At 36.1% G+C, this 3,428-nt stretch carries 5 protein-coding genes; all 5 read right to left on the reverse strand.

The window, feature by feature from the left end:
* A partial coding sequence (locus tag ACTTG8_RS10035; protein WP_442561966.1) for a hypothetical protein occupies positions 1–189 on the reverse strand: 189 nt, incomplete at its 3' end.
* A gap of 255 nt (positions 190–444) precedes the next feature.
* Positions 445–948, reverse strand: coding sequence for a transcription elongation factor GreA (greA, locus tag ACTTG8_RS10040; RefSeq protein WP_442561967.1), 504 nt, complete (start codon positions 946–948; stop codon positions 445–447).
* Entirely contained in the window at positions 918–1,691 is a 774-nt protein-coding gene (locus ACTTG8_RS10045) for a Maf family protein (RefSeq protein ID WP_442561968.1), read from the reverse strand. Before ACTTG8_RS10045 ends, greA begins: the two co-directional genes overlap by 31 nt.
* Complete coding sequence (locus tag ACTTG8_RS10050) at positions 1,688–2,938, reverse strand: DNA polymerase Y family protein (RefSeq protein WP_442561969.1); 1,251 nt, start codon at positions 2,936–2,938, stop codon at positions 1,688–1,690. The genes ACTTG8_RS10045 and ACTTG8_RS10050 overlap by 4 nt, the downstream gene beginning before the upstream one ends.
* Before the next feature lie 7 nt (positions 2,939–2,945).
* A partial coding sequence (locus ACTTG8_RS10055) for an NUDIX hydrolase (protein ID WP_442561970.1) occupies positions 2,946–3,428 on the reverse strand: 483 nt, incomplete at its 5' end.

Raw genomic sequence — 3,428 nt, forward strand, 5'->3', positions numbered from 1 at the left:
CATTCTTGCCATAGTTCTTGTTTCTTCTCTTTCAAAGTTTTCATTATTTTCTACTGCCTGTTTATATGAAGAAACAGAATCATACACAGACCTGCTACCAAGAATCACAAGCAAAAGAATCGAAATAATGATTCCCACCTTTTTACCAACACTGCCTACTTTTTTCTTTTTCTCTTTTTCTCTCATCATGAAGGAAGACCTCCTGTTAAATAAAATAAATTCCTCAATATTACTTATCATGTTACAAATTTTAAATAAATATAGTATGTTGCATAAAATATCTACCAATACCTCTTTTTATAGAATAATACCTTTCATAATTTGTTTGATAACTAATATCTCAGAATTTTCAATTGTAATTATAACATCACATCACCAAAAAATCTAGCCTAATTTAATAACTTTTGTAACTTCTTGTTTCACTTATCGCCTTTCTATATCTTATTAAAATCTCCTTATGCTTTCTTTGCCCTCATCCTTTGTTTTTTCTATCTTTTTTATTATAATGTCATAGCCTATATCTGCATTTACCCTTACATGAACCCTGTCACCCACCTTATGTTTAAGTAGTGCCTTGCCTAGTGGTGACTCTATAGTTATCAGATTGTTCAGTGAATCTCCCCTTACTGATGTAACTAGCTTAAATGTTTCTTCTTCATCATCTTCCACATAATAAATCGTCACTGTATTATCAAGTCCTACCTCATCGTCTAAAGAGTCATCCTCTATCACTACTGCCGTTCTTACCATCTTTTCAAGATAACGAATACGGCTCTCGTTCTGATTTTTATCTCTTTTTGCTGCATAATACTCAAAGTTTTCTGAAAGATCTCCCTGTGCCCTAGCCTCTTTAACTGCCTCTATAGCCTCTTTCCTTACAACCAGTTTTCTATGCTCTATCTCTTCTTCAAGTCTTCTTATATCGTTTTTAGTAAGTTTTTCGTACATTTATAAACCTCCTTGATTTCCCTGTAAAGCCTGCCTGCCGGCAATCCTACCACATTAGAATAATCTCCATTTATCTTCTCTATATAGACTGAAAACCTACCTTGAATTGCATAGCCTCCTGCCTTGTCATAAGGCTCTAAAGTTGAAATATAGCCCTCAACCTCAGCCTCATTCATAGGGTATACACTTACTTCCGTCTTTTCAGAAAATGTACGAACTATTATCCTATTTTCGTTTAACAGCTCTTTAATCAAGCTACCAAATTCAGTAAATTCTTCATCTTTTTCCTGACTCATCTGATTTTCCAAAATTTTAAATAATTCCAAATATTTATCTTCTACTTTTATCCCACTACCTCCAAACACCGATTCAGGTATGTATATAAGGGTCACACCTGTATACACATCATGACTTCTACCCTGCAAAGTCTCTATCATTATCCTTGCATCTTCTCTATCTTTCGGCTTTTCAAGTATCTGATTATCTACTGCAACAACTGTATCTGCACCTATAACTATGTAGGCATCTCCTTCCTCTGTTTTCTTCGTTAATATAAGGCTTTCAGCCACATCTGCTGCCTTTATAAAAGAAAGCTCCTCCACCTTCTCCTTTGGCGAAAGTTTATTAAAATCTTTCTTCAACTTTTCTTCTGCCTCACTTGGCTCTACATTAAATTCAAATCCCAGCTTGCCAAGTATTTCAACCCTCCTTGGAGATGCCGATGCCAAAATGTATTTTGTCATAGTATTTCACCCTTTCTTACCTTTCCCTCACCATATTTTTCATTTATTTTATTAAGCATAACAGCCAGTTTGTCTGTTTTCTCCTGTTTTTTCTTCTCTTTCATCCTAACCTCATCCTGAGCGTCCTTTTCTCTCATGTACGAAAATATATCTAGTTGCTTACACTCTTTTTGTGCCAAATGTGAAACTCCCACACCTACCAGTCTTATGCCCTCATCCTCTGCAAACAAGCCTTTTTCACCAAAACATAGCTCTTTCATAAGCACGAGAGCAACTTTCTCAATTACTCTTGCATCATCGGTAGCATCTGAAAGGGTAGTCTGCTTTGATTTTCTCTTAAAACTACTCATCTTTGCACTTACACTTATAGTATACCCCTCTGCACCATCTTTTTTAAGTCTTTTGCTCACACTCTCAGCCAGTCCTTTTATCGTCTTTGGCATTTTTGCATTATATGTTGAAAATCTTATATCAGATGGCAGAGTAGTTTCATTAGAATAGCTTTTGGCAACCTCTTTTATACTTGATACAATATCACTTCCTCTACCGTTACTGCTTTCATAGATATACTCTCCATGTTTTTCTCCAAGCAGGGAGCAAAGCAAATATTTAGAAAGAGCTGCAACATCACCTATCGTTTTTACCCCTATATTCCGTAATTTCTCAGAAGTTTTCCTTCCACAGCCATGCAGTTTTTCTATCGGCAGTTTCCACATCTTACCCTCTATCTCTTCCTTAAAAAGGGTATGTACTTTATATGGTTTTTCAAAATCACTAGCCATTTTTGCTAAAAGTTTAATCTGAGAAATTCCTATGTTTACAGTAAATCCTAGGTTTTCATAGATTTCTTTTTTTATTATGTCTGCAACAGCTTTCGGGTTAGTCGTTCCTGTCATATCAAGATATGCCTCATCAATAGACACCTGTTCTACTGCTAAGGCATATTTTTTAAGTATCTCTATGAATTGAGCCGAGTATTCTCTATATGTCTTAAAGTCAGAGGAAAATAGCTGAAGTTCAGGGCATTTTTCAAGAGCCCTCATAACCGGCTCCCCTGTCTTTACACCTTGTTTTTTAGCCGGAATTGAACAGGCTGTAATTACTCCATGCCTTTTTGATACATCTCCACCTATAGCTGAGGGGATAGTCCTAAGGTCTACACTCTCAGGCTCGTCCTTAAGCTTTTTTACAGCAGTCCATGAAAGAAAGGCTGAGTTTACATCTACATGAAAAATCAGCTTATCCATCTATTCCTCACCTCCAAATGTGGCTTGTAAGAAATTTTCTATACATTTCTCCTTGATTTTTACCTATTTTATCAGAATTAACAAAATCAGTAAATTCCTGCTCACTTATCCATTTATAGGCTATTGTCTCATTTTCCTGCAAGATTATACAGTCTTTATCACAATCCGTTTTAGTATAAAAGTATTCAAATATACATTTTCCATTTAATACTCTGCCCATATAATCAAATTCTTCTGCCTTAATTCCTGTTTCTTCGTAAAGTTCACGCTTTATGCAGGTTAAGCCATCTTCTCCTTTAAGTGCCGAGCCACCTGCTGTAGCCTCGTATTTTCCCGGATTTACCGGCTTATTTAAGTCTCTTTTCATCAGCAGAAAATCGCCGTCCGTATGCTGAACCAGTACCTCACACACTAAATGATAAAGTCCGTCAGGTATCTTTTCACCTCTTACCAGGTCTACCCCTGCCAAACTTCCATCTATATTATAACC

Source organism: Catonella sp. (genome assembly GCF_052173895.1).
Classification (GTDB): Bacteria; Bacillota; Clostridia; order Lachnospirales; family Lachnospiraceae; genus Catonella.